This is a genomic window from Rhodococcus sp. 105337 (assembly GCF_012844225.1).
Taxonomy (GTDB): domain Bacteria; phylum Actinomycetota; class Actinomycetes; order Mycobacteriales; family Mycobacteriaceae; genus Rhodococcus.
This window is the reverse complement of the sequence record NZ_JABAGQ010000007.1, coordinates 19,423-39,083: the sequence shown is the minus strand read 5'-3', so window position 1 is coordinate 39,083 and position 19,661 is coordinate 19,423. Positions and strand designations below refer to the sequence as shown.

At 64.9% G+C, this 19,661-nt stretch carries 21 protein-coding genes; 10 read left to right on the top strand and 11 right to left on the bottom strand.

The annotated features are described in order from the left end of the window. Positions 1-59 precede the first annotated feature (59 nt). On the top strand, positions 60-515 hold the full coding sequence (locus HF886_RS12840) for a hypothetical protein (RefSeq protein ID WP_240955113.1): 456 nt from the start codon (positions 60-62) through the stop codon (positions 513-515). A 36-nt stretch (positions 516-551) separates the two neighbouring features. After that, a complete protein-coding gene (ychF, locus tag HF886_RS12835; RefSeq protein ID WP_169652493.1) occupies positions 552-1,631 on the top strand; it encodes a redox-regulated ATPase YchF in 1,080 nt (359 codons plus the stop codon). Between the two features lie 988 nt (positions 1,632-2,619). On the opposite strand, the gene HF886_RS12830 is transcribed toward ychF, so the two are convergent. Continuing rightward, positions 2,620-3,006 (bottom strand): hypothetical protein, encoded by a 387-nt coding sequence (locus tag HF886_RS12830; protein WP_169652492.1) that lies wholly within the window; start codon positions 3,004-3,006, stop codon positions 2,620-2,622. Between the two features lie 146 nt (positions 3,007-3,152). Further along, positions 3,153-4,082, bottom strand: coding sequence for a DUF2971 domain-containing protein (locus HF886_RS12825; protein WP_169652491.1), 930 nt, complete (start codon positions 4,080-4,082; stop codon positions 3,153-3,155). Positions 4,083-4,543: 461 nt separating this feature from the next. Between HF886_RS12825 and HF886_RS12820 the strand changes: the two genes are divergently transcribed. After that, a complete protein-coding gene (locus tag HF886_RS12820; RefSeq protein ID WP_169652490.1) occupies positions 4,544-4,897 on the top strand; it encodes a DUF1801 domain-containing protein in 354 nt (117 codons plus the stop codon). Positions 4,898-5,415: 518 nt separating this feature from the next. Here the strand turns inward: HF886_RS12820 and HF886_RS12815 are convergent. Together HF886_RS12815 and HF886_RS12810 are read right to left on the bottom strand one after the other, a co-directional pair. After that, the gene (locus HF886_RS12815) at positions 5,416-6,375 is read right to left on the bottom strand and encodes a pseudouridine synthase (protein WP_169652489.1); all 960 of its coding nucleotides are present in this window, start codon (positions 6,373-6,375) and stop codon (positions 5,416-5,418) included. Between the two features lie 56 nt (positions 6,376-6,431). Further along, positions 6,432-7,220, bottom strand: coding sequence for an alpha/beta hydrolase (locus tag HF886_RS12810; RefSeq protein WP_169652488.1), 789 nt, complete (start codon positions 7,218-7,220; stop codon positions 6,432-6,434). 208 nt (positions 7,221-7,428) lie between these two features. Between HF886_RS12810 and HF886_RS12805 the strand changes: the two genes are divergently transcribed. Beyond that, on the top strand, positions 7,429-8,694 hold the full coding sequence (locus HF886_RS12805; protein ID WP_169621564.1) for an alpha/beta fold hydrolase: 1,266 nt from the start codon (positions 7,429-7,431) through the stop codon (positions 8,692-8,694). A 136-nt stretch (positions 8,695-8,830) separates the two neighbouring features. Here HF886_RS12805 and HF886_RS12800 read toward each other — a convergent pair whose 3' ends face one another. The 3 genes from HF886_RS12800 to HF886_RS12790 form a co-directional block, all read right to left on the bottom strand. Further along, positions 8,831-9,103: a hypothetical protein gene (locus HF886_RS12800; RefSeq protein WP_169621565.1), complete on the bottom strand. Its 273-nt coding sequence runs from the start codon at positions 9,101-9,103 to the stop codon at positions 8,831-8,833. A 94-nt stretch (positions 9,104-9,197) separates the two neighbouring features. Beyond that, entirely contained in the window at positions 9,198-9,989 is a 792-nt protein-coding gene (locus HF886_RS12795; RefSeq protein WP_169652487.1) for a hypothetical protein, read from the bottom strand. 201 nt (positions 9,990-10,190) lie between these two features. Then, positions 10,191-11,096 (bottom strand): LysR substrate-binding domain-containing protein, encoded by a 906-nt coding sequence (locus HF886_RS12790; protein WP_169652486.1) that lies wholly within the window; start codon positions 11,094-11,096, stop codon positions 10,191-10,193. A 94-nt stretch (positions 11,097-11,190) separates the two neighbouring features. Between HF886_RS12790 and mqo the strand changes: the two genes are divergently transcribed. Beyond that, positions 11,191-12,645 carry a malate dehydrogenase (quinone) gene (gene mqo, locus HF886_RS12785; RefSeq protein WP_346765359.1) on the top strand — a complete coding sequence of 485 codons (1,455 nt, stop codon included), beginning with the start codon at positions 11,191-11,193 and terminating at the stop codon, positions 12,643-12,645. A gap of 53 nt (positions 12,646-12,698) precedes the next feature. On the opposite strand, the gene HF886_RS12780 is transcribed toward mqo, so the two are convergent. Continuing rightward, positions 12,699-13,223 (bottom strand): CarD family transcriptional regulator, encoded by a 525-nt coding sequence (locus HF886_RS12780; protein ID WP_169621569.1) that lies wholly within the window; start codon positions 13,221-13,223, stop codon positions 12,699-12,701. 221 nt (positions 13,224-13,444) lie between these two features. Continuing rightward, entirely contained in the window at positions 13,445-13,999 is a 555-nt protein-coding gene (locus tag HF886_RS12775) for a TetR/AcrR family transcriptional regulator (RefSeq protein ID WP_169621570.1), read from the bottom strand. A 150-nt stretch (positions 14,000-14,149) separates the two neighbouring features. Between HF886_RS12775 and HF886_RS12770 the strand changes: the two genes are divergently transcribed. The 3 genes from HF886_RS12770 to HF886_RS12760 all read left to right on the top strand — a co-directional run bounded on the left by HF886_RS12770 (position 14,150) and on the right by HF886_RS12760 (position 16,917). After that, positions 14,150-15,199, top strand: coding sequence for an ABC transporter permease (locus HF886_RS12770; RefSeq protein ID WP_206038760.1), 1,050 nt, complete (start codon positions 14,150-14,152; stop codon positions 15,197-15,199). 83 nt (positions 15,200-15,282) lie between these two features. Beyond that, a complete protein-coding gene (locus HF886_RS12765) occupies positions 15,283-15,771 on the top strand; it encodes an FBP domain-containing protein (RefSeq protein ID WP_169652484.1) in 489 nt (162 codons plus the stop codon). 174 nt (positions 15,772-15,945) lie between these two features. Then, on the top strand, positions 15,946-16,917 hold the full coding sequence (locus HF886_RS12760; RefSeq protein WP_169652483.1) for an alpha/beta hydrolase: 972 nt from the start codon (positions 15,946-15,948) through the stop codon (positions 16,915-16,917). Between the two features lie 27 nt (positions 16,918-16,944). On the opposite strand, the gene HF886_RS12755 is transcribed toward HF886_RS12760, so the two are convergent. After that, the gene (locus HF886_RS12755; RefSeq protein WP_169621572.1) at positions 16,945-17,649 is read right to left on the bottom strand and encodes a type 1 glutamine amidotransferase domain-containing protein; all 705 of its coding nucleotides are present in this window, start codon (positions 17,647-17,649) and stop codon (positions 16,945-16,947) included. A gap of 141 nt (positions 17,650-17,790) precedes the next feature. After that, positions 17,791-18,747 (bottom strand): ferritin-like domain-containing protein, encoded by a 957-nt coding sequence (locus tag HF886_RS12750; protein WP_169621573.1) that lies wholly within the window; start codon positions 18,745-18,747, stop codon positions 17,791-17,793. Positions 18,748-19,078: 331 nt separating this feature from the next. Between HF886_RS12750 and HF886_RS12745 the strand changes: the two genes are divergently transcribed. Then, on the top strand, positions 19,079-19,330 hold the full coding sequence (locus HF886_RS12745; RefSeq protein WP_169652482.1) for a hypothetical protein: 252 nt from the start codon (positions 19,079-19,081) through the stop codon (positions 19,328-19,330). A gap of 117 nt (positions 19,331-19,447) precedes the next feature. Next, a complete protein-coding gene (locus HF886_RS12740) occupies positions 19,448-19,639 on the top strand; it encodes a hypothetical protein (protein ID WP_169621575.1) in 192 nt (63 codons plus the stop codon). Positions 19,640-19,661: the final 22 nt, after the last annotated feature.

Sequence of the window (19,661 nt, the reverse complement as noted above, 5' to 3'; positions counted from 1 at the left end):
TTTGCCCGACCGAGAGTCCCCGCTCGTGGCACTCTCGAAACGTGACGTATGGAACGGGCATGTCCCGGAGAACTCGGGCATCGACAATGCTGGTCGCGGTGGCTGTCGCCGGTGCTCTCAGCGCGTGCAGCTCGGACGACGCGCCGACGGTGGACGGGGCGCGTTCCTCGGCGAGCGAGGCAGCGACGAATGTGCAGGAACAAGCCGGCGGGGTCCTCTCCTCCGTTCAGCAGGCAGCCTCCGATGCCGCCGACAAAGCCGGAGAAGCGTTCGACGACGCCAAGATGAGTGCGTTCGTGGCGGCGTTCCGTGCCGGCTACCCGCAGTTGTCCGCCGACCGGGAAACCTCGTCGATCGAGTCCGTCGTCACCGAGACGTGCCCGTTGATCGAGGACGGCGCCGGCGATCAGGAAGTCAACGACACGGTCGGCGAACTCGCCGCCGACGGGACATCCGTGCCCGACGACGAGCAGGCCGCGCGGATCGCGCAGTTGGTGCGGGTGGCGTGCGGATGAGGCGACCGCGCAGGGCCTGCGTAGAATATTGAACCCGTGAGCCTTACCCTCGGAATCGTCGGTCTTCCCAACGTCGGCAAGTCGACGCTTTTCAACGCGCTGACCAAGAACGATGTGCTGGCTGCGAACTATCCGTTCGCCACCATCGAGCCCAATGTCGGCGTGGTCGAACTGCCCGATCCGCGGCTGAATCGCCTGGCGGAGATCTTCGGTTCGCAGCGCATCCTGCCCGCCACCGTGTCCTTCGTCGACATCGCCGGCATCGTCAAGGGCGCGTCCGAGGGCGCGGGCCTGGGCAACAAGTTCCTCGCCAACATTCGCGAAGCGGATGCGATCTGCCAGGTTGTGCGCGTGTTCGCCGACGACGACGTGATCCACGTCGACGGTCGCGTCGACCCGCTCGCCGACATCGAGATCATCGAGACCGAGCTGATCCTCGCCGACATCCAGACCCTCGAGAAGGCGCTGCCGCGTCTCGAGAAGGACGCGAAGAAGAACAAGGACCTCAAGCCGCAGTACGAGGAGGCGGTCAAGGCGCAGGCCGTCCTCAACGAGGGCGCGACCCTGTTCTCGAAGAAGGACACCCTCGACTACGCGTTGCTGCGCGAGCTCAACCTCATGACCACCAAGCCGTTCCTCTACGTCTTCAACGCCGACGAGACGGTGCTCACCGACGACGCGAAGAAGCAGGAACTGCGCGAGGCCGTCGCTCCCGCGGACTGCGTGTTCCTCGACGCCAAGGTCGAGTCCGAGTTGATCGAACTCGAGCCGGAAGAAGCTCAGGAACTGCTCGACTCGATCGGTCAGGACGAGCCGGGCCTCGCCTCCCTCGCGCGGGTCGGCTTCCACACCCTCGGCCTCCAGACCTACCTCACCGCGGGTCCGAAGGAGGCGCGTGCGTGGACCATCCACCAGGGCGACACCGCACCGCAGGCCGCCGGCGTCATCCACTCCGACTTCGAGCGTGGCTTCATCAAGGCCGAGATCGTCTCGTTCGACGACCTCGACGCCGCCGGTTCGATGGCTGAGGCCAAGGCCCGGGGCAAGGTCCGGATGGAAGGCAAGGACTACGTCATGGCCGACGGCGATGTCGTGGAGTTCCGCTTCAACGTTTGATGGGGCTACATCGCCCAGGTGGGCGGCGAATCGTCATCACGAACCCGCAGGTGAGGGCCACTTTCTGAGCAGTGATAGCGCACCTGCGGATTAGTGGCTGATTAGCCCCTGCTGGGGCTAAGGCAGGGCTAGCGGCGGCCTTTCCGAGCCAGCACCCGAGAGCGCCTCGCCCGCAGGGCGAGGCGCTCAACGTGATTAAAGTATTTGGCGGTTGGATCAGCTAGCTATAAGTCACCGGCAACTCGACGGACTGAGGCCCGCTCGGTTCCGTCCAGGTGAGCGTCGCGTTGATCTGCGTCGCGTCGCCCATTGAAAACGCGGCAGGCCACCGGATTTTATGGAGAGGCGGGAGACTGAATGGGTCGTCATTCTGGCGGAACACCGAGTTCTGCCATTCCTGAAGGTCTATGCGCAGTTCCTCAGCCGTGATAGCGGTGCTCTTATTCTCGATCACAACGTAGTCATCTGTTGTTCCCTTAGCATTGGTCTCTCGGACCACGCTGAGCCGTGGCAGTGCGTGCTATGTAAGAACGGTCTGCTATCCCCGACTCGCGCCACCAGTTGTAAGTCAGTTACGAACGACGGATCGTCGCAGCTAGGAACGCACGGTGCCTTAGTAGCGGCTACCACAGCCACACCCCAGAACTACTCGGGAACTAGTTCCGTCGGGTAGCAGGGCGTTTGCATTGGCGCGCGGCCACCAGTAGCCGTAGCCTGGCGTTAACCGGGCAGTGCCCGCTTTTACCGCAACACCCCGGCACCCGGTCGGGATCAGCGGCTTCCCGCATTACCCGCGTGACAGCGTCCGCGGACAGTTGAGCAAATCAGCAGTACCCAGTTCGGTCAGAGACCGGCAGCAATTACAGAACCTGAGCAGTGCTCGGTTCGCTCGCCCGTCAACTCTCGTACCGAATTGGAGCAATCCGATGAATGCTGCGTTCGCGCACCCGGCAGTACCGGAGCCGACGAACGTGCGAGCGATCAGGCGCTAGGTCAGTCCCCAGCGCTTGTCGAGCTTTTCAATCGTCTTGGACAGGGCGGCGATCGCAGGCTCGCCGTTGTTTTCTTGGGCGTACTCGCGCAGGTCGGCCTCAAGTTGGCTGCGTTCATTGGCATCCAGCTGTTCGAGAAGGCTGTGGTACCACTGCTGGGTGTCGAGATTGAGCGCGCGCTTAAGTTCGGATTCCTTCAGCGGGTAGTACTCGTAGTCGGGGTTGTAGTCGGTAACGTCCGACGCCGCGCGGCACTCCTCGACTGCCTTCCGGAGTTTGTCGATCTCTCCGCGCCATACCTTGATCTTGTTGATCTTGCGCTGGTGCTGCCCGCGTCGTTTCTCGGCGCCCCACTGAGCCCACGGAGCGATCAACGACGCCACTGACCCTGATACCAGGCCACCAATCACACCGATCAGGGCTACAAGCCATCCATACACATGCTATTTGTACCGTTTCTACTGTGGCGTGTCTGCGCGACACGACCGGCGCCCTCATCGGCGCCTACCGACCTGCGGGCGATTAGGGGCTAACCCCTGAAGGACAGCCCCGTATTCTGGACCTCGATCTCGTGGTCTTTGCCGAACTCGTGTGCCAGCAGGTATTCGAGGGTCGCTTGTCGAAGATTCATATTCAATCCGGGCCCCACGGTTACCGCCTTGATGGAGTTCGGATCAAATGCCAACTCGGCGTAGGGAATCGGGCCTATGGCGGAAGTGCGGAATTTAACTCCGTGGGGGTGTGACACGCACACCCGCATTTCCATTTCGGCGGCAAAGCATGATTCCTTGAGGAATGGAATCGGGCCCTGAACGGCAGCCACGCCGGCGATTGCAGCTAGTGCACTTAGGTCTTTCTGATCGACTATTTCTCCGAAAATGGGGTCGTCTGCGGAGAATCCGTAGTCCGACAAATTCGAATCAGGATTATGGAGGATCTCGTGCATGCGCTTCAGCACTGCATCTGTATATTCCGCCTCGGTCCATCCGAAGGCTTGGCCGCCGTAGTCGACGTTGCCGCATCTCACGGCCCGTTCGTCGGGCTGGGAGCTTGCTAGGCTCTTTGTCAACAGTTCTTCATCGAAAGTGATGCAGTACCCATCTTTCGCATAACCGCGCCATTGTCCGAGGTCGTCGGGATGTCTGGAGAAGCAGCACACGTACTGTCCATCCTTGGGATTTGACCCGGCTCCCCTTAGCATTCTGATGACGGTCTGCACGGATGCTTGGAGTTCGGCTGTGAAGGGAGTTTCTTCCGAGTCGTTCGACCTCAATCTTTCAAGGGCATCGTCCAGGGATTTTGCCACTTTCTGCAGGCCAAAATCATACTCGAGCGAGTCATTCATGAACTGAATGTTTGTCGCCCAGAATTTTTTTCCCTGAATGATTCCGATGAGACCGCCCGTATCGGTGTAGTGATGAACTTCGCCGTTGTCGGGCGCCCAATGGATGTAGGTCATGGGAGGGATCGTCTCACGCTGGTCTGACAAGCTGCCCTGAGTGGACCTATGGGGCTAGAACGGGGCTAGGACTGCCGCATAGTAGCCTATTTCTGCAGGTCAGGCGGCATATCGGGGAACTCGCTAAAGTTCCGCTTCAACGTGTAGTTCCTGACCTCTGAGATTTGCGCGTCATTCGTGAGTTGCGCGATCCGACGAAGGACAGTGACGTTGTTCCGTGCCGGAAGTGGGTGAGGTTCTAGTCGAACATGTGACTGGAATCCGTCGTATCGGGGGCATGTGTCTGCATGACCGCTATCCTGATTCCGGTGGCACGTTCCACCGTGCGCTTCCACGTGACGACCACGTGAATCATCGCGGAGAGGCCTGAGCAGTCAGGACATGTCCGGATGGAGTGCGGCGTATCGATACGCCAACTTCATTTCGCCGATGCCCGGCATCGGCTGACGAAAGGACGTGACATGTCTTCGAAGGACGAGAAAAACCTGACGCAGGTGCTCGACAAGATCTCGAAGATGGAAGAGCCGCGGCGGGCCGTCGTGAAGCGTGTGCACGACATCATCGTGGCCACGGCCCCGACCCTGAAGCCGCGGATCTGGTACGGAATGCCTGCCTACGCGAAAACGGCCGGCACCCCCGCGCTCGTGACCCTGCGCAATGACGAACGCTTGAATCTCGCGATCACCGAGAAGGCTGCGTTCCGACCTGCAGGCGGGGCGGACGGGGCGCTGATGCCCGCCGCGTGGTACTTCGAGACCGTCGACGAGGGCACCGAGAAACGCATCGCCGAGATCGTTCGTTCGGTGGTCGAGTGAGCTACGGTGTGAAGTCCGCTTTCCGATCGAATGTTGTTGGTTGGCAGAGCTTCACACGCTGTACGGGATTCGAGATGCGGTGAGGTTTCCGCTTCGGTCCGTAGCGGGGTGCGCCGGATCGCCCCGCTACTGGCCGACACCGACCCGCGGTTGCAGGCAGATCGAGCGCTGCCTCGTACAGTCGGCAGTAGGCCCCTGATCGGCGACCGGGGACCTGGGTTCTGCACGTGGCGAGCGGTTCCCAGAACTTGTCCAAGTCGACGCGCGGAAACTCGCCGTAGATGCCCCGGCTGTCGCCCTCCAGATACCACTCGTTCTGATGCCTTGCGCGCGCTTCCAGTCGTGATCGTTGCGCTCGTGCCATGTCCGCTTGGTCCCGCCTCTTCTCATGTGCCCGTTTCCACGCTTTCCCGGCCTGGACACCCAGAAGGCCGAGAACTGCTGTGCCCGCGAGGACGGCAGCCGTTCCGTTTCATATCGCGACACGGGCCGCGTGAAGCCTGATAGGCAGACAGGGCCTACGAAATCGGTGCTTCATCCAAAGTGCGTCGCGTGACGAAGCGGCGCGGCACACCGGTCAGTGGGTCCGTGAATTCGACTTCCCGCGCGAGCAATTGGAGAGGCTGCGAATAGTCGTCGGGCGCTTCCGGCAACAGTTCGGGATACCAGCGATCACCCAGGATCCCGATCCCGAGCGCCGCGAGGTGCACTCGCAACTGATGCATCCGTCCGGTGCGTGGACGCAGAAGCGTGTGCAGCACAGCACGTCCCGAGAGACTCCTGCCGGTCGCGCACACATCGATCAGCGTCTCGGCGTTGGGCTCACGAATGTCGTCGACGACGGCCCGAAGCTCTCCACGATGAACTGCGATGTGGTTGCGGTAGAGGATGGGAAGCGGGCGACCTCCGAGCGCCGGCACGCCGGGATCCCATGACGTCGGCTGGGTCGACACCGCCTCGTAGACCTTTGTGACCTGACGCTTCTCGAACATGGATTGGTACGCACCGCGAGTGTCGGGCCGGGCAGAGAACATCACCACGCCGGCCGTCGCGCGGTCGAGACGATGGATCGGAGTCAGGTTCGGGTTGTCGAGACGGAGCCGCAGGCGGACGAGTGCTGACTCGCGCAGGTACCGACCGCCCGGGGTGGTCGGAAGAAAGTGCGGCTTGTCGATCACGACGAGGTTGTCGTCGGTGTGCAGGATCTCCTCGTGAAAGGGAATCGGCTCCTCGGCCGGCAGGTCGCGGTAGTACCAGACGAAAGGATGCACACCCAGCGCGGTGTGACGGCCGATCGGGTGGCCGTCGCGGCCCACGATCTCGCCCGCATCGAACCGCCGGTACAGCTCGTCGGGGTCCAGATGGCCGAATCTCGTCACCGTGTACTCGGCGATCGTCTCCCACGGCCCTGAAGTCGGTACTTGCAGCCGCGTCGGTCCCACGCCGTCTCTGACGGGGAGCGGTGAGGGCATCGGCATCTGGTAATGATCCCACCGTCGGTCGGGCTCACCGCGATGCGGGTCGAGACCCGCCGTCAGGGATTGGGGCGGGTGGTCTCGTCGGCCGCTTCCCGTTCCCCGGTCTCGGCGAATGTGCGGAGGACCGTGGTGAAGAGGTCCGGATCTTCGACGTTCCACGGATGGTGCATCCCCGGCGCTACCCACGTCTGCAGTTGAGGGAGCGCTTTCCCCAGGGCGGGGAAGGCGTCACGCACGGAGCGCTGTTCCTTCTCGCCCGCGACAGCCAATATCGGGCCGGAGTACGCGAAAGGCTCCGGAGGGATGGAGCTTTCGGCGACCTCGCGGAAGATGCGCCGGTTGGTGTCGGGGGAGACGCGGACTGCCGATTCGACGTACAGGTCCCTCCCGTCGGCCGGAACGCCGAACGCCGCAGCCTGTGCTCGCCAGTACCAACGTTTGCGCCACAATGGGATCTGAGGCGGGATGAGGAAGCGTTCGAGCGACGTCAGCCCGGTGAACGCAACGCCTGTGATCATGCAACTGCGAACGAGCTGGGGGTGACGATGCACGAGATGAACGGCGACGAACCCACCGAGTGACAGGCCGACGACGTGCGCGGTTCCGCCGATTGCGTGTTTGCGGATGATCTCGGCGATGTCGTCGGCGGCAGCGCGCATCCCCGGCCACCGCAGCCCGTAGCGCTCGCCGAGCGCCGGTAGATCCGGGGTCAGCAGATGACGCTCGGGGAGGCGTTCGATCTGCGGACCCCACATCCAGCCCCCGGCATTGTTGCCGTGGAGCATGACGATGGTTTCCCCGTTTCGTGGGCCGTGTTCCAGGCGCCAGTGCACGGATTCGGTCATCGGCGGGGTTCCGTCTCGATTCGCGCGAATACTCCGTCTGTCTCGGGGATCCCGGCTGGTAGGTCCGGGCGCGCGGAACGCCACTCGCATGGAGGAAGGCTCGGGCGCAGCTTCACGGCGCTACTGTAGTGGTCGCACAACGGACATGTCGAGTATTGATTCGGAGCACTTCTGTTCGCACGGCGGTCCGTCGTGGTTGAGTGGGCACATGGCTTCACTCCAGGCGACCGTGCTGAAGAGGGCGGCCCGCAAGATCGCCGGTAGCCACGGGCACGAAGTGATGCGACCGGTCGGAGACGGCACCGAGACACAATTTCCGCTGGCCTACGTCCGGACCGGCCCACGCGGGAAAGTTCCTGTGCTCATGGTGCCCGGCGGACCGGGACTTGCTTCCGTCCTGCCCTATCGCAGTTTGCGCCGTCGAGCAGAGCATGCAGGACTCGACGTCCTGATGATGGAGCATCGCGGTGTCGGGTTGTCGCGCCGCGATCTGCACGGCAACGAGCTGCCGAGCGAAGCGGTCACGGTCGACCACGTGGTCGAGGATCTCGCCGCGGTCCTCGATGATGCGGGGGTCGAGCGTGTGATCGTCTACGGCTCGTCCTACGGCACGTACCTTGCACAGGGCTTCGGGGTTCGGTATCCGGATCGGGTGGTGGGAATGGTCCTCGATTCGCCGATGCTGTCCGTTGCGGATGACATCGAGGGTGCACGCTCGTACCGGCGCGGACTGTTTCTCGAAGCGACCGATCCGGATCTGGCGCCGGTAGTCGAAGCCTTGCGTACCGCGCTCGCGCGTGGGGTGCCGGAGCCGGAGATCAACGTGGTCGTGCAGATCGCATACGAGTACGGAGGTCCGGACCTTCTCCGGGAGTTACTCGTCCAGCGGAGCAACGGACGGTTACGGCGCATCTGGAATCGGATGGCAAACGCCGGCTCGGCCGAGATAGACGGGGGAGGAGCACCGTTCTTCTTCGAACCCGATCTTGTTTCGCGGATTGCTTTCCGCGAGCTCGGATATGGGCTACCGCCCGACGGTGAACTGCTCGACCAGCAGGAGATTTTCGCGGCTGCCGCGGCGCGGCATCCGGAGTTCGTAGGGGAACCCTTCGACTTTCCCGCGCAGATCCCGGCATTCTCGTGGCCGACCGCGGTGATCTCCGGTGGCCGCGACCTGCGGACACCACCTCCGATCGCAGAAAAGATCGTAGATCTGGTACCCCGCGCGGTGCTGGTGTCGATACCGATCCTGGGTCACAGTGCCATGGATTCCCACCAGCTCGCGGCTGTGTATGTGACAAAGATGCTGGCGGACAACAGGTCCGAGTCTCCGGCGACGATGGAGCATCATATCGCCGGGTTGCCCCGGCGTGGGGCGGCGAATCTGATGCGGCGAGCGATCATCGGCGCGGTCGTCGTCGGTCGGTGGACGGCCACGGTCGCGTCCCGGCTTCCGTTTCGCGCTGGATCCTAGCGGCGTCGGGAGGCTTCGGAGAGATCGCCGGTAGCGGCGACGAACCATCGGGCTCACGGTGTCCGTTCGCTCCCGTTGCGGCACGGCCCCGGGTCGGCCGTTCAGGGACCTTCCGGGACCGTGCGCTCGGCCGGGCTCAGGTGTTGCCGAACAACTCTTTCAGACTGTCCGCGATCCGCACGGGGCAGTCGTCACGCAGCGCGAAGTCCACGTCGGTACCGGCGAGTTCGACGGTGATCCGGGTGATCGGCGCGTTGTCTTCTTCGATGCTCAGGTGATGGGTGATGCGCGTGAGAACACCTGCCGCCAGGGTCTCGTGCTCGGTGACCGTGTTCTTCAGGTCCACGCGCACGTACTTGCCGATGTGGGAAAGGTTGAGATCTTGGTGCGGTATTTCGTTCTTCGCCATGATGAGAAATCTACTTGACCCACCGGCGCCGTTTGTCGGTTACTACCGACCACTACCGGTTCCGGAGATGTGAGAACGAATACGTGGCACAGCGCTACCGGGTCCAGTATTGGAGCATCGGTTCCTCGCCGAGCAGCGACGAGCCCTCGGTGATGACAAGTGCGTCGGGTGAGATGCGGTACTGCACACCGTTGTTGGTCGCGGTGAAACCGTTCCCCGACGCCACGGGATCGTCGATCTCCAGAGCAGCTCCGTCGCTGAGTCGGACCCCTTTGTAGTACAACCGTCCCGCTCCGGTCTCGCAGACCACAACGAGCGACTCGGTAGTCTGTCCGGCGAAGACGGCGGCGTTGGTGTGATTGCAGCGTGCCTGCGGCACGCCGACGAAACCTTGGCCGTCCGTGTTGTCGAGCGGGGGACTCGACGGTGCGGGTCCCGCGGCCGGGGGTGCCGTGCCGGGGGCGGGATTGCCCGTCGGAACGAGTTCGAGGCCGTCGATCCGCAGTGCGACATCTCCCGGAAGGACGACCACGTAGCTGTTGCCTTCCACGTTGTCGTTGGCCAGCAGGCACGTGAAGTCCCCCGTCAAGCACGACAGCCGCTCCCAGTAACCGCCGTAGGACCGGGTGGGGCGTACTGCGTATTCGCCCGGTGCGATGTCCACCCCGACTTTCAAGATCCCGTCGGTCGGCAGTGCCTGTGGCTCCGCAGTCGCAGACTCGGTCGCTGCCGGCGGTGGCGCGGACGTGGTAGGCGAGCCGGCGGTGACGGTGACCGTGCGTGCCGGCGAACCGGCAGCCGCCGTGTCCTCGGCCTCGGAGGCCGAGTTGCGAACGAGCACGACGGCGAGGCCGGCGAGAGTCGCGATGAGTGCAACGACGATCACTCCGCCCACAACCCATGGCCACTTCGGCCGCCGGGGTGGCTGTTCGAACGGGGGCGGTCCGTACCCGTACCCATACCCATCGGGGGGAGGTTGCGTCGACATCCGTACTCCTTCGGTCGGGCGGGTGCTGTCCTTTCCGGGATATCGGTGTTCGGGTGGGGCTGTTACGGCCGCGCACGACGCAGTTCGGTTCCGGTCGGGCTACGGTTCCGGCGGCCACTGTGCCCGTGTCGTGACATGTGTGTGCAGCCGAAGGGCCGCGGGGGAGGGATGGCGTGTGCCCATCGCCAGTCCGATCGGGCGGTCGGCGATCCCGCTGACCTGCACGGTCGCGACACCGGGCTGTGGGATCTCCGCTCGCGGCAGGAGCGCAATGCCGAGTCCTTGTGCGACGAGTGCGCGGATCGTGTCGAACTCGCTGATCTCGAACGCGATGTAGGGATCGAATCCGGCTGCGCGGCAGTAATTGTCGAGTTCGGTGCGGACGTGGTAGGTGGGTGGGCCGGCGATGAAGTGTTCGTCGGCGAGTTCGCCCAGGTCGACGCGGTCTCGCTCCGCGAGCGGGTGGGTGTCGGCGACATGCAGCAACAACGGTTGACTGCCGAGGACGGTGACGACGAGATCCTCCGGTGGCGGGATCATCACGGCCAGATCGAGTCGGCCGTCTCGGACCATCGCCGCCAGTGCTTCACCGTGTGCCTGAACGAGGTGGAGGCGAATGCGCGGGGCGTCGCGATGGAATTCGGCGAGGAGCGACGGGACGCTGACCGGACCGAGTGTCAGGGGGAAGCCGAACCGGACGATCCCACTGTCGGGATCGGCGTGGCTGCGGACGGTGTTGATCGCGTCGTCGAGTTCCCGGATCGTCTCCCGGGTGCGCGCGTGCAGTTCACGCCCGGCCGTTGTCAGCGCCACCCCGCGTCCTATCTGCTGGAACAGCGATACGCCCATCGTGTGTTCCAAGGCTTTGATGCGGCGACTGACCGACGACTGCGGGACGCCCAGCCTGTCCGCGGCGTGCGTGATGTGCCCCTCTCTCGCTGCCGCGTCGAACGCAGCGAGCAATGGCACTACCGAGGCCGTCTCGTCCGAGAGAAACCGATCCATATCCGGATCGTATTCCAGCGACGATGTCATTGGACGGAATGGTCACCTGGCGCGCACTCTGGAAGGACCTCGATACGGAAGCAGGTGTGCAGACGTGCAGGAGATTCGCGCCACCGGTGGGCCGACACAACCGGAGATCTACGACGCCGTACTGATCGGCGGCGGCATCATGTCCGCGACGCTGGGGGCGTTGCTCACCCGGCTTCAGCCCGACTGGTCGATCCTCGTTCTCGAACGCCTCGACGACACGGCGTCCGAAAGCAGCGCCGCGTGGAACAACGCCGGAACAGGCCACGCGGGATTCTGCGAACTCAACTACATGCCCGATCCCGGCGATCCGTCGCGCGCCGCAGAAATCGGGCGGCAGTTCCGGATCTCTCGTCAGTTCTGGGGGGCACTCGTCGAATCCGGTGTGCTCGCAGCTTCGTTCACGAATACGACACCCCACATTAACGTGGTGTTCGGGGAGCACGACGTGCGCTATCTGCGACAGCGATACGAAACACTGCGCCGGTCGCCGCTGTTCTCGGACATGGAGTACACCGAGGATCCCGACATCATCGCGCGATGGGCACCGCTGCTGATGGACGGTCGAACCGGGTCCGGAGTTGTCGCGGCCACCCGCGACGAGCGCGGCACCGACGTCGACTTCGGCGCCCTGACACAGGGTTTGCTCCAAGGAATGCGCGAGTCCGGCGCGGAAGTTCGGACCGGCCACGAGGTGACGCGGCTACGTCGCGATCGAGACGGACGATGGACCGTGTCGGGGCGAGGCAACACCGGGGACCACCGATTCACGGTGCGGTCCCGGTTCGTCTTCGTCGGGGCAGGAGGGTACGCACTCAAACTCCTCCAGAAGGCACGCATCCCGGAGGTTCGCGGTTACGCGGTCTTCCCGATAGGAGCGCAGTTCCTCCGCACCGACAACCCCGATCTGGTGGCCCGTCACGACGCGAAGGTCTACAGCCAGGCGGACTCGGGCGCCCCGCCGATGTCGGTGCCGCACCTCGACAAGCGGGTGGTCGATGGCCACGGCGCGTTGATGTTCGGCCCGTACGCGACCTTCAGTACGCGTCTGCTCAAACACGGGCGGCTCACCGACCTGCTCACGACGATTCGACTGCACAACATCTGTTCGCTTCTCGCGGTGGGCCTCCAGAACGTGTCGCTGGTTCGCTACCTCGTCGGACAGCTTCTGGCTTCACCGGAACGGAAGTTCGGTCAGTTGCAACGGTTTCATCCGGCAGCGTCGCCCGGCGAGTGGTACTCGATCGACGCGGGTCAGCGCGCACAACTGATCAAGCCGGATCGGCGCAAGGTGGGAGTGCTGACGTTCGGAACCGAGATCGTCACCGGCGCGGACGGTTCCATCGCGGGTCTGCTGGGGGCGTCACCCGGCGCGTCCGTCGCGCCTGCCGCCATGGTCGACGTGCTCACGGCGTGTTTCCCGGACCGGGCTCGCCACTGGGAGGCGACGCTGCAGCAGCTGATGCCGGGACTCGCGCTGCCCGGGAGCGCCGGCGACGAACCGTCGGAGAGCCGAGTATGAACGGACGGCGGTCGGGAGGGCGCGCGCCGGACGCGTACGTGTTGTCCGCCTGTTCAGCCGGCGGCAGCGAGAGCTTGCTGTTCCAGGGCCGGCCGGGGCGCGAGGATGGCCGAGTCCAGCAGCGTCTCGGCCTGTTCGTCCGGGATGGACAGCGCCAGGCAGAGCTCGGTGAGCACGCCGTTGCGGGCAGACCGGAGCATCTTCTTCTCACCCAATGAGAGGCCACACCGGTGCTCACGGCGAGTCAGGTCCCGGACGACGCCTGCGGTGACGAGGAGGTCGCCGAGCCTCAGCTTGTCCTGGTGGTCTTTGAACCTGCGCGACCAGCCGTTGTCTTCGGGGGGTGTGGGTGCGTGGAGAACCTCGAAGAGATCTTTGAGTTCCGTCGTGTCGTAGATTTCCCGGAGCCCGAGTTCCTCCGCCTTGGCGACGGGTACGTCGATCGTGAGATCGGACCGGTGGATGGCGAGCCGGAGATAGGACAGCCGAGTGGTCTTGATCGTCCGGTCGAAGATCTCGGTGACGGTTGCTGGGCCGTGGTGGGGATGGACAACGATTTGACCGGTCGAGAACTGCATGGGGACTGCTTTCTTGTGCACGCGGGTGTCGGAATCGACCGTCCGGTGGGCGTTATCGCGGCACCGAGACGATTGTCGTGCCATCTGCGGGGGAACGCAGTGACGCAGACACGGGGCGCCGCACCCATACGGATGGACGTGCCGGAGCCCGCGAGCCGACTCTTCTATTGTCCCACTTGTCCGACGTGTCGTGGCGGGTGAGATCTCTCACGCGGTGTGTGTCACGGCCGCATCCCCGCCAGAAATATCGAAACGAGTTGCGGCACAAGGCCGGGCGTCGCCCGGCGAATCGCGTCGGGCTGGGGGCGGGTGATCATACCGATCGCGAGGACGAGTTCGAGTGCGCCGAGATCCGGGCGGACGAGTCCTTCGGATCGCGCGGCGGCGAGCAGATTCTCGACCCCGGCGAGCGTTCGCGCCTGTGAATCCCGGACGGGCCCGGAGATCTCGTCTGCGACGAAATCGGCCAGTGCCGCGGCGAGGGCACCCAGATCCAAATCCACGAGCCGGTGGACGAAGTCGACCCATGCGGTGTCCGGAGCGCTGCCGATCAGATCGAGTGCCTCGTCGGCGGCGTCCTGGATCTCGCCGAGGATGGACAGCGAGACCTCGTCGGCCAGGGCGGCCCGCGAGTCGAAGTTGCGGTACAGAGTGGCGATCCCCACTCCCGCGGCCTCCGCGATGTGCTCGAGTGCGACGTCGCTTCCTTCTGCCGCGAACAGGCGCCGTGCTTCCCGGATTATCGCCTGGCGACGCTTGGCGGCATCGGAACGCATGAGTTCTCTTTCGTCGGGTGCCGGTGATGGCTGCACGAGGGACGGGTCGTGTTCCATTTGACACCAGATCTCCAACCGGAGGGTTATCTTCCGCTATAATCGGAGGAATGTCATCCGGTTATAGCCGGGTTCGTTGTGAAAGAAGAGTCGATGTCCCACCTGACCGCCGATACGCCCGCTCGTGACGCGGACCCGTCCACCGTCGTGAACAAGCGCACACCTCACTCGGCGTTCATGCTGCTGGGTATGACCGCCGGCCTCGGCGTGATCCTTGTTCTCCTGCTGATGGTCTTCATCATGCCGTCGCTGAAGAGCGGGGCGCACGACCTGAGCGTGGGCCTGGCCGGGACGTCGGGGGTCGTCGACGACTTCGAGCAGGCCCTCGTGACCGCCGCTCCCGACGCCTACACACCCCAGTGGTACGACTCGGAACAGGATCTGCGCGACGCCATCCTCGACCGAGAGATCGTCGGAGGGTTCGTCGTCGAAGAGTCGGGTGTGCACGCGCTGGTTGCCAGTGCCGGTTCGGCCACGATCTCCGGCACACTCGCCGGTACGGCCAACGCTGTCGGCCAGGTGACGGCCTCGCCGGTCACGGTGGAGGACGTGGTCCCGCTGCCTGCGTCGGACCCCACCGGTGTCGGAATCGGCGGACTGGCCTTCCCTCTCGTGTTCGGCGGCATCGTCCCGGTCGTCGCGTTCCGCAAAATTCTCCCGCGCAGCAACGGCTGGTATCTGGCGGGGCTGTTCACCTTCGCCGCCGTCGGTGGGACCATCGTCGCCGCCGTTCTCACCTACGCGTTCGGCAGCGTGGACACGGGATTCTGGGCAGTGGCAGGTTCTATCGCCATGGGGATTGCGGCACTGGCGTTCCCGCTGGCCGGGCTCCAGAAACTGTTCGGGGCCAAAGGTTTCACCATCGGTGCGATGGCGATGATGTTCCTCGGAAATCCCCTCGCCGGAATCTCCACGACCTCTGCATGGCTCCCGAGCGGGCTCGGCACGTTCGGCCAGATCCTTCCCCCCGGCGCAGCCGGGACCCTCGTGCGCTCCGCGGCCTACTTCCAGGGAACGGGCGGGCTCGTGGCGGCGTGCACTCTCGCGGCATGGATCGTCGTCGGACTTGCGCTGTACGTGATCGGCATGCGTCGCACCCGGGTGGACGCTCCTGTGGCCGCCTCCGCCGTTCCGGCAGCCTGAGGACCGAAAAACGTTTGTCCCCGCTCGGCCTCCGCGCGTACCGTCCCTTCGGTTAGCCGTGCAAACGATTGAGGAGACACCGCATGGACGCGATCACCGAGCGGGACATCAGAGCCTCGTTCGTCAACTGCTCCAAAGGGGAGGCCAAGCGGCTGCCGGCGCCCCGCGACCTCGCCGACCGGCCCTGGGAGGATCTGGATTTCCTGGGATGGACCGACCCCGCGTATCCAGGCCGCGGATACATCGTCGTACCCCGCGAGACCGGTCTCGTCGGGATCGCGATGCGATTCGAACCGAACGGTTCCGGTAAGTCGCAGATGTGCACGGTGTGCCTGACCACCCACACGCGAGGCGGGATCGCCTTGATGAGTGCCGGGAAGGTCGGTGACGCGGGTCGCGCAGGCAACACCCTCGGCACCTACATGTGCATCGACCTGGCATGTTCGCTGTATGCGCGGGGCAAGAAGAAGCCCGCACTCGGAAGCCGGTACCGCGAGGATCTCGGCCCCGAAGAAAAGATCGCGCGCGTTCGCGAGAATCTCCACGCCTTCGTGGACAGGCTTTTTCACTGACGGTGGCGTGCAGCCTCGCCGACAGCCGTGTTCCGGGACGCCGCCGCATTGTTTGGCATGATCGGTGGGGTCCCGGACGGTGCGGGTTTCCACGGTAACGACGAGTAGGAGCCACGGGTGTCGCAAGCAAAAACAGATACGGCCCCTACTCCGCGTCGCGGCGCCGGACCACGGATGGTCGGGGCTATCGCCGACGCGGTCGCCCGGGGTTACTCCGCGCTGGCCCTGACGCCGGTTCCCGGCGCATTCGTGGTCCGGGCCGTGTTCGAGCGCGACGCGAAGCGGCTCACGGCGAAACTCGACGATGGAGCCCCCGAGACGCAGTTCGTCGGCGGTCTCCGGTATCGGGACGGGGACGTGGACGCCTGCCTTGATGTCTACAGTCCCACCGGGGCAACCTCGGCGCTCCCGACGATCGTGTGGGTGCACGGCGGAGCCTGGATCGCCGGTAGCCGCGCCGACTACGCCGGCTACTACCGGCGCCTGGCGGACGCCGGGTTCACCGTCGTCTCCGTCGGCTATTCACTCGCGCCGCGACACAGTTATCCCGCTGCGGTCGAACAGTTGGCGGACGCGCAACGCTACCTGCTCGACCACGCCGAAGAACTCCACATCGACACCGAGCGCATCGTTCTGGCGGGAGATTCGGCCGGCGCTCAGCTGACGGCCCAGCTCGCCCTGGCTGTGACGGACCCGTCCTATGCCGCCAGGCTCGGTATCAGTCCCCACTTCGCGTCCGGCCAGGTCAGGGGGGTGGTTCTCAATTGCGGAATCTACAACGTGGCTGCCCTGGGCGGCGGCAGTGACCTGATCCGCTGTGGCGTCGAGCAAGCGATGTGGGCCTACCTCGGGGAACGAAAGTTCGCGGAGTCGGAGGCCGCGCGGCAGATGTCGACTCTCGATCTCGTCACCGCGAACTTCCCACCCACCTACATCACCGGCGGCAATGGCGACCCGCTCACCGCGACGCAGTCCCGGCCGTTCGCGGAGAGGCTGACCGGCCTCGGCGTCGAGGTGGATTCGCTGTTCTACCCGGACGGCCACGAGCCGGAATTGGAACACGAGTACCAGTTCGACCTCTCCACCCCCGACGCTCGGGACGCGCTCGCGCGCACGATCGCCTTCGCCCGGAAGGTGACCGCCTGAGCGGTCACCGCCCGAACGGCGCAGCGCTCACCGTGCAGCGAGGTCGCTCACCACACGTTCTGCGAGTGGCCGCGACGAGGCCGGGTTCTGGCCCGTGTACAACGTGCGGTCGACCACCAGGTGCGGCTGCCATGCGTCTCCCGAGGAGAACAGGGCGCCGGCTTCCTGAAGCCGGTCCTGCAGAAGCCACGGTGCCTTGCCGGCCAGTCCGGCCTGTACTTCCTCGATGTTGGTGAACCCGGTCAGCTTGTAGCCCTCGAACAACCAGCGGCCACCGGAGGCGAACGCGGGCAAGAGTGCGGCGGGGGCGTGGCACACCATCGCGACGACCTTCCCCGATTCCGTGAAGTGACGTACGAGTTCACCGAACCGCTCGTCGACGGCGAGGTCCTGCATGGGTCCGTGACCGCCGGGGACGAACAGCAGGTCGTAGTCGGCGGCGTCGACGTCCTCGAGGACTGCGGCGCCGGCCAGCGTCGGCTGAAGCTCCTCCAATGCCTTTTTCAGCTCCGCGGCGCGGTCCTCGCCGCCCGCCGCATCGGGCTCGAGACTGGCCTGGTCGACGACCGGCGTACGTCCGCCCGGCGTGGCGACCGTGATGTCGTAACCTGCCTGGTCGAACACGTTGTACGGCTCGACCAGCTCTTCGGCCCAGAACCCTGTGGGATGCTGCGTGCCGTCGCTCAGCGTCCAATGGTCGGCCGCGGAGACCGCGAAAAGCAACTTGGTCATGATGGTCCTCTCCGGTTGATTCCTCGTCCTGCCGCGTACCCATTCGGGGTGCGGTGGACACGAGGTACTGCACGAACGGAAATCGCCGGGCCCGGAGACTCCGGACCCGGCGACTCGCTCGGGTGTGCGCCCTGGTGCGGGCTAGCTGAGCACCTCTTGGGCGATGGCCGCGAGGCGCGTCTGGGCGGCGGATACGACGCCGTGACGATTCTTGTGTGCTTCCTCGTACGCAACGATTGCGCGGATGTCGGACGCTTCGGTGAGTTCCTTCACCGCTGCGACGGCGCTGCTGACGTTGAGCTTGTCGTAATCCTCGATCGGCAACTCGTCCGCGGCGAGGACACCCGATGCGGTGCGCACCCGGTGCAGGGCTTCCGCCGTGCCGTCCGCACCCTCGCGTCGGCTGACCCGTTCCGCAGTCTCGAGAGCCGAATCGCGGCTGGCTCCGAGGGTCTTGGCCGCGACGTCACCGGCATGTGCGCCGCGTGTCAGGATCGACTCGATCCGCGGGCGGGTCGAGCGGGCTGCGTCGATGGCACGGTCGAGGCCGCGGGTGGACCAGTTGACCGGGGTATTCACCAAGCGCACGGCCGCGCCGGCTGCCGCCTGGAGCGGTGTGCGCCGCAAGGCTGCGGGCCCACCGAGTGCCTCTTCGGCGATCACGGTGGTCAGCCACTCGACAGTCGCGCTGTGAGCCTTGATGAGCTTGTTCGCGAGCGACACGATCGACGAGTTGCCGTCCGCCGTCGCCAGCGCCTTGACGTAGCGGGCGCGGTCGAGCAGCTGGTGTTCGAGAGCGAGGTCACCGAGCAGTGCCTCGTCGAACGGCTGCGCCTGTTCGGTCAGTGTCTTGACGGCGGTGGTCGCGCGGCCGAGGACCGGGCCGATCACGTCGGGCAGCCCGCCGAGCTCGCGGATGGCTTCCTCGATCGCAACGGCGCGGACGCGGCAGTTCTGAGCGTTCTCGGTCAGCTCCCGCCGCACCGCTTCGGTACGGGCCTGTGCGACACGGGTCTCTGCCACCTGGGTTTCGGCGTGGGTGAGCTGGTGCAAGGTGCGGAGCTGGGTGAGCAGCGCCGCGGTGTTGGTCTGGGTCATCGTGTGTTGCTCCTTCGCACTTGGGGTCGATGGGCTCCAGCGATGTCACTTGTAACGGCTACCCGACGAGATGGATCCCGAACATCGCGTGACGCAGGACACAATCGAGTATTCTTGACCCAGCAGAAATTTCCTTTCACGGTCCGGTCTCCCGGGCCAGGGGCGTGCGCGCGTTGTTTAGGGGTGCGACGTCCGGGGCATAGCTCCCAGCACGTCGGTGAGCCAGAGAATCTACGAGATCGAGCCGCAAGGCCTCTCCGGGTTCTGCTCGGCACTCGAGTGAGACGAAAGTTGGAGACAGCGAATGACGACCGTAGTACCCCCTAACCCATTGGCAGGCCCGAAAAGTCCCAATAGTCCGGGTTCTTGGGCGCAGCCGAGTGTCGCCGGTACGCGTCGCAGCGCGTCGGACCTGTCGGAGACCGCGTTCGTCGAGCACTCCTGGGCCGGCCCCGCACTGTTCGCGTGCCTGGTACTGCTGGGGGGTATCGCCGGAGGTGTCCTCATGGGATCCCTCGGTGCGGGCATGGCATTCGCCGCCATGATCGGCGGTCTCGCAGCAATCCTCGTCGCCTGCCTCTGACCCGCGTCGTCGTCGCCGCGCGACGGGGAGGTCCCGGTTCACGGGCCCCGGACATGCACGACACTTTCGTTCGGAATTTCCGCTGCGGTCCGGCGTGCGCACGTGCAGTATCTGTTCATGTCGGCGCCGTGGGACGAGGACGGCGGCTTCGCGTGGGAGCGCCGCGAAGCCGGTCACAGCTGGGAAGAGATCGGTAGCGAGCTGGGATGCCCGCCGCATGTCGCCGAGGAACTCGGCGAGAGATACCGGGCGGAGATCGATCGCCTGACGATGCGCGACCAGATTCCGCTGTTCGACCTTCCCGAGTGACCTCTTCCACACTGCACCCCGT

Bases quoted from the DNA above. Each gene is read 5' to 3' on its own strand.
- HF886_RS12840 (WP_240955113.1), top strand. From the start codon at position 60: ATGTCCCGGAGAACTCGGGCATCGACAATGCTGGTCGCGGTGGCTGTC.
- HF886_RS12740 (WP_169621575.1), top strand. From the start codon at position 19,448: ATGTCGGCGCCGTGGGACGAGGACGGCGGCTTCGCGTGGGAGCGCCGC.
- HF886_RS12770 (WP_206038760.1), top strand. From the start codon at position 14,150: ATGTCCCACCTGACCGCCGATACGCCCGCTCGTGACGCGGACCCGTCC.
- HF886_RS12750 (WP_169621573.1), bottom strand. From the start codon at position 18,747: ATGACCCAGACCAACACCGCGGCGCTGCTCACCCAGCTCCGCACCTTG.
- HF886_RS12760 (WP_169652483.1), top strand. From the start codon at position 15,946: ATGGTCGGGGCTATCGCCGACGCGGTCGCCCGGGGTTACTCCGCGCTG.
- HF886_RS12805 (WP_169621564.1), top strand. From the start codon at position 7,429: ATGGCTTCACTCCAGGCGACCGTGCTGAAGAGGGCGGCCCGCAAGATC.
- HF886_RS12820 (WP_169652490.1), top strand. From the start codon at position 4,544: ATGTCTTCGAAGGACGAGAAAAACCTGACGCAGGTGCTCGACAAGATC.
- HF886_RS12765 (WP_169652484.1), top strand. From the start codon at position 15,283: ATGGACGCGATCACCGAGCGGGACATCAGAGCCTCGTTCGTCAACTGC.
- HF886_RS12815 (WP_169652489.1), bottom strand. From the start codon at position 6,375: ATGCCGATGCCCTCACCGCTCCCCGTCAGAGACGGCGTGGGACCGACG.
- HF886_RS12755 (WP_169621572.1), bottom strand. From the start codon at position 17,649: ATGACCAAGTTGCTTTTCGCGGTCTCCGCGGCCGACCATTGGACGCTG.
- HF886_RS12775 (WP_169621570.1), bottom strand. From the start codon at position 13,999: ATGCGTTCCGATGCCGCCAAGCGTCGCCAGGCGATAATCCGGGAAGCA.
- HF886_RS12810 (WP_169652488.1), bottom strand. From the start codon at position 7,220: ATGACCGAATCCGTGCACTGGCGCCTGGAACACGGCCCACGAAACGGG.
- HF886_RS12825 (WP_169652491.1), bottom strand. From the start codon at position 4,082: ATGACCTACATCCATTGGGCGCCCGACAACGGCGAAGTTCATCACTAC.
- HF886_RS12800 (WP_169621565.1), bottom strand. From the start codon at position 9,103: ATGGCGAAGAACGAAATACCGCACCAAGATCTCAACCTTTCCCACATC.
- HF886_RS12780 (WP_169621569.1), bottom strand. From the start codon at position 13,223: ATGCAGTTCTCGACCGGTCAAATCGTTGTCCATCCCCACCACGGCCCA.
- HF886_RS12790 (WP_169652486.1), bottom strand. From the start codon at position 11,096: ATGGATCGGTTTCTCTCGGACGAGACGGCCTCGGTAGTGCCATTGCTC.